6 protein-coding genes and 1 pseudogene are annotated in these 4,435 nt (G+C 69.0%); 4 read left to right on the forward strand and 3 right to left on the reverse strand.

Going from position 1 to position 4,435, the window contains the following annotated elements; translation table 11 throughout:
• Window positions 1-437 (reverse strand): Kelch repeat-containing protein (locus VR44_RS36535; RefSeq protein WP_045951968.1); only part of this gene is annotated, 437 nt, incomplete at its 3' end.
• Between the two features lie 387 nt (window positions 438-824).
• On the opposite strand from VR44_RS36535, the pseudogene VR44_RS36540 reads away from it, so the two are divergent.
• Window positions 825-1,700 (forward strand): annotated as a pseudogene (locus tag VR44_RS36540) (transposase); the annotation flags it as partial.
• Window positions 1,701-1,730: 30 nt separating this feature from the next.
• The gene (locus tag VR44_RS46650; RefSeq protein ID WP_063779011.1) at window positions 1,731-2,159 is read left to right on the forward strand and encodes a hypothetical protein; all 429 of its coding nucleotides are present in this window, start codon (window positions 1,731-1,733) and stop codon (window positions 2,157-2,159) included.
• Between the two features lie 138 nt (window positions 2,160-2,297).
• Here VR44_RS46650 and VR44_RS36550 read toward each other — a convergent pair whose 3' ends face one another.
• A complete protein-coding gene (locus tag VR44_RS36550) occupies window positions 2,298-2,486 on the reverse strand; it encodes a hypothetical protein (protein ID WP_157880526.1) in 189 nt (62 codons plus the stop codon).
• Between the two features lie 17 nt (window positions 2,487-2,503).
• Window positions 2,504-3,049, reverse strand: a complete 546-nt coding sequence (locus VR44_RS36555) for a hypothetical protein (RefSeq protein WP_045951970.1) — start codon at window positions 3,047-3,049, stop codon at window positions 2,504-2,506.
• Window positions 3,050-3,534: 485 nt separating this feature from the next.
• Here VR44_RS36555 and VR44_RS36560 point away from each other — a divergent pair, with 485 nt between their 5' ends.
• Together VR44_RS36560 and VR44_RS45640 are read left to right on the forward strand one after the other, a co-directional pair.
• Window positions 3,535-3,840, forward strand: a complete 306-nt coding sequence (locus tag VR44_RS36560; RefSeq protein ID WP_245692809.1) for a hypothetical protein — start codon at window positions 3,535-3,537, stop codon at window positions 3,838-3,840.
• 226 nt (window positions 3,841-4,066) lie between these two features.
• On the forward strand, window positions 4,067-4,435 hold a 369-nt coding region (locus VR44_RS45640), incomplete at its 3' end, for a hypothetical protein (RefSeq protein ID WP_157880527.1).

Consider the following 4,435-nt stretch of genomic DNA (forward strand, 5'->3'; position numbering starts at 1 on the left):
CTCCGTAGCGGGGCGACTGTGCTCCAGGCGTTAGTCACCGGGTTGTAGGACTGAACCACCGTCTGCGGAGTCTGGCTCTCCCCGGAGATGACCACGCCGCCGATGACGTAGAGGCATGTGCCTGTCTGGCCGGGCGGGCAGGCAGCGGTCGCTGCGGCGGCATTGCTCCGCGCTGTGGGCATCGGCGGCAGCGTGGACCAGGCGTTGGTGATCCGGTTGTACGACTCGGCCGAGGCCAGCGGCTGCCCCGCCAGGTTTTCGCCGCCAACCGTATAGACGCAGATGCCGGTCTGGCCGGGTGGACAGGGGGCGGCGGCCGAGGCCACGCCGGCTCGCGCCGTCGGCATGCTCGGCAGCGTCGTCCAGATGGTGCCGCCGGTGGCGGCGGCGGGCAGGATCGCAGTGAGAACCGCGGCGGCGGCCAGCGCGGCCACCACGGAGAAGCGTTTGCGCCACCTCTTAAGGGGTGCGCCGGGGAGTGGTGTGGGCGTGGGTGGCACGGGCCTCCTCCTTCGGTGAGCGGGGACATCCCGTGGGATCTCCCACGCCATGCCGGGAACCCGGCCGTCTACTGGTGAGTCACCTCCCGTCGGCCCCGGCGGCACGCGGCGGATGGAGCACGTTGGCCAGCCGGGGCTCTGCCCGACCTGATCATGCCCACCGGCAAGCGCAAGGGACAGCGCCCCTCCGTCGCCGGCGTCTACGGTGCCCTCGCCGAACACGCCAAGCGCAAGGCGTACCCCGAAGCCGTCACCCAGGCCCACGCCGACTTCGCCAGCCTGGCCAACGGCGAGGTGCCCGGGCCGCGCAGTGAGGCCAAGGCCCACGACGCGCCCCGCATCGCCCACCTCCTGGCCGACCTCCCCGTTGAGATCCTGGGCCGACTCCGCTCGGACCGGGTAATGCGTAAGCCCGTCCCGGTGCCGTGGATCTGCCCACCGCAAGGCGGCCGCCCGCCCAAGCACGGCGGAGAGTTCGTCTTCGGCAACCCGGGCACCTGGGGCGAGGTCACCGCGGTCACCGTCACCAACACCAACACCAACCGGTATGGGGCAGCGACTGCGCAGGCGTGGGACCGGCTCCACCCCCGGCTGACGCGACGGGCCGCGTGGCTCGACCACGAGGAACCGTTGCCGATCATCGAGGGCACCGTGATCAGGTTGACAGTCGAGAACCTGCCCAGCGGCGGGGTGAACAAGCCCGTCTGGCTCTGGTGGTCTGGCACCGGCGCCACCAAACAGGACGTCGACCGGTGCTGGCAGTCCTTCCTGCGGCGCTTCGACCTGGAACACACGTTCCGGCTACTCAAGCAGACCCTCGGGTGGACCCGGCCACGGCTGCGGAACTCCGGGGCGGCCGACCGCTGGACCTGGCTCGTCCTGGCCGCACACGCCCAGCTCCGCCTCGCCAGACCCCTCGCACGGGACCTCCGCCGCCCCTGGGAACGACCGGCAGAACCGAACAGACTTACCCCCGCTCGAGTCCGCCGGGGGTTCAGGAACCTGCACGCGAAGACCGGCACGCCAGCCCTTGCACCGAAACCCACCCGCCCCGGCCCCGGACGGCCTCCCGGATCATCAAACCGGCGGCCCGCCTCCCGCTACGAAGTGGGACGCGTCCTCGTGACCGGCGAGTCCTACACCCGCCCCGCGCACCACAAGGTCGGCACAAAACCCCATCGCACCGGATCTGACGCCTGACGCCTCCGGGAGCGGCTCTACGCTGCGGGCATGCCGAAGATCAGGTTGAACAACGACACCGAGAAGATACTTGCAGTCTGGATCGAGCCGTTGGGCGAGGACTACTGGATGAACCCCAAGGAGAGGTTCACCGTCGCCACCCGAACCGCTGCGAGCGAGGACTCTGACGAAGCGCCTTTCGACGTCGTCTTCCATGACCAGGGAGTCAGTGTCTGGGTGAACATCGGCTTCGAAGCCATCGTCCGAGACCAGTCCGGCACCGAAGTGGACTGCGGTCACCAACGCCCCCTCGAAGTCATGAGGAAATGGACGGAGGAAGCCGAAGCCGCAGCCCGGCGGACCGCCGACTCACCCAGTCTCCGCGACCTCACTCGCGAGCACGCCGACGCCATGCGCCGAGCACTCATACAAGCCGAGGCCACCGACAAACAGGCACACGAGCGTCCAATGACACCGTGACCACGCAGTCATTGGTTAAACGACAAGCTAACGCGTCTCCGTACGTCACCACCCCAGCCCGGACGTGAGAACGCAGGCAAGGAATCAGGAAGGCCTGGAGGCAGACGGCCTCCCGGTCTTCCCGACCCCACCTTGTGGCTAACCCCGTCCGCGCCGCATGAGCCAGAGGACGAACAGGCAGCCCGGAACAGCCACCGCCAGGTAGACCGCCAATGTCTGCGCCAGGCCGTCCCCGCTCGACCTCCACGCAGTGCACAGGAGTACTCCGAAGAGGACGAACAGGCCGACGACCAGCCCGGTCGAGAGCGTGGTGGGGCGACGGCGCACGGCGGACTCCTCCTTCATCAGTAGCACTTCACCCCGGCTGCCTTGCCGGTGTAGGTGAACTTCATCTCCACGCCGCTCTTGCACCGGTCGATGCCCTCGTTGCCGAGGGAGACCATGTACGCGTAGACACCCGCTGCGACAGCGGCACCGATGCCGCCGGTGACGACCCCGATGAGCCCGGCCGCGGTCGCCGCCGAGCCGGCGTTGACGGCCTTGGCCTGGGACTTGCTCAGCTTCACGTAGACGTACCAGCCGAGCGACACGCCCCGGGCAACCCGGGACGGAGCCTCGCCGTCCTCACGGCGCAGGTCGCCCCGGACCACGGTGACGACGTCGGAGTCCTTGAAGGCTTCGAGGGCCTCCTCGTAGGTGTAGCCGGCGGTAGCGAGGTCCAGGTAGGCACCGCCCCCGTCAGCGGTCACCACCTTGGCCGCGTTCGCGGGCTGCGCCACGGACGGGCCGCCGGCTGCCGAAGCGGCCGGCGCCGCTGCGGTCAGCAGGGCCGCGGTGAGAACGGTGGCGCAGGCGGTCCGGAACGTGCGGGTCGTGGTACCGGAGTTCATACGAATTTCCCCCATCAAAGCGTACGGATGCACGCATCTGGTCATCAGTCACCTGAAGTTGATCATGATCAGGAAAGCCGCCTAAGGGACGAAAGTCCTGAGCCCGCTGCCGAAAGTCCCCGGGTATCGTTTAACCCGCCCCACCGCTGTGCGCGTTCCCATGACGGGCCGTCTCCGGCAGCGCGAGCAGCGGCCTCGCCCCTCCAGCTTTCAGCGCCGACGGTTCGCCGATGATTCTCAGCAGCAGTTGGCAACCGCCCGCCGGGAAACGTTCACTAGAGATGCCGGCAGCGCCATGCCGCCCCGGGCGGCGTAGCGGAATGCCGCCGCCGAGGTGCAGTCGCTCCGAGTCCGCACACGAGTGCGAAGATGCCCTCGTGGTGACAGACGCTGAGTGGGCTCGGATCCGGAGGGGGCTGCGTTTCGGGCAGGTCTTCGAGGGCACGGTCGTGAAGGTTCCCCGGCCGGGTGCGATCGGGATCTTCGTGGACATCGGCCTGCAGGTCGGAGGCTTCGTCGACGTCCTGTTGCTTCCGGAGCAGAACGATGACTGGCCGGAGGAGGGCACGGTTGCGGAGTTCGAGATCTGGTGGGCAGACAGTCGTCGGCAGATCCGGCTGAAGCCTTCCGACTCACGGTATCTGCGGACCGACTTCGCAGAGTTCCTGGCCCTCGCCCGCCCCGACTGGCCCTTCGAGGTGGGACAGCCCGTTCGCGATCCAGGGCCCTCGGCCTTTGACCAGGTGCGGTCAGCGCTGCGACCAGATGGGCCCCCGGCCGTGTCCCCGTGAGGTCCGCTGAGGTGGCCGCTCCCCTGGCTTGGACCCGGCGGGCTCGGCTCCGGCTCAGGCTCGCGTGCCATAGAGGCGGTGGAAGCCGGTGCCGGTCCCCATGACGCTGCCGTCGAAGGTGAGCCGGTCGACGAAGACGGCGCACAGAACCTGGAGTCGGCGGGACGTCACGGTTCCGCGGCCGAAGCCCTGGCAGAGGTGAGCACGAACACTGCTCCCCTACGCCGTGGCAGCGGCGGCGTGCCGCCCTGGACGCCGCCCATACCGAGGATGGCCGAAGTGCACCGGGAACGGTCTCTTCAAGGCCGGAGGCGGCTGGCACACCCTGACTGCCCGCGTCGACAACACGAACAAGAAGGCCCTCAAGCAGTTCCAATGGGAACCCTCCCAGGTCGTAGCCGAGGTCTACGCCAAGAACGCCGACGGCAGCTGGGCCTGGCAGCCGGTAAAGACCTGGAACGACGGGGAGACCCTGCTCGGCATCGGACTCGGCAGTCGGCCGGTGGCCGCCGGTGAGGTCTACTGGGGGCCCAGTTCCGCCTCCGCTTCGCCGCCGGCACCCCGCCGGGGGACGTCGCCCTGCAGAGAGGTGGCT

The sequence above is a fragment of the Streptomyces katrae genome (genome assembly GCF_000966975.1).
GTDB lineage: Bacteria > Actinomycetota > Actinomycetes > Streptomycetales > Streptomycetaceae > Streptomyces > Streptomyces katrae.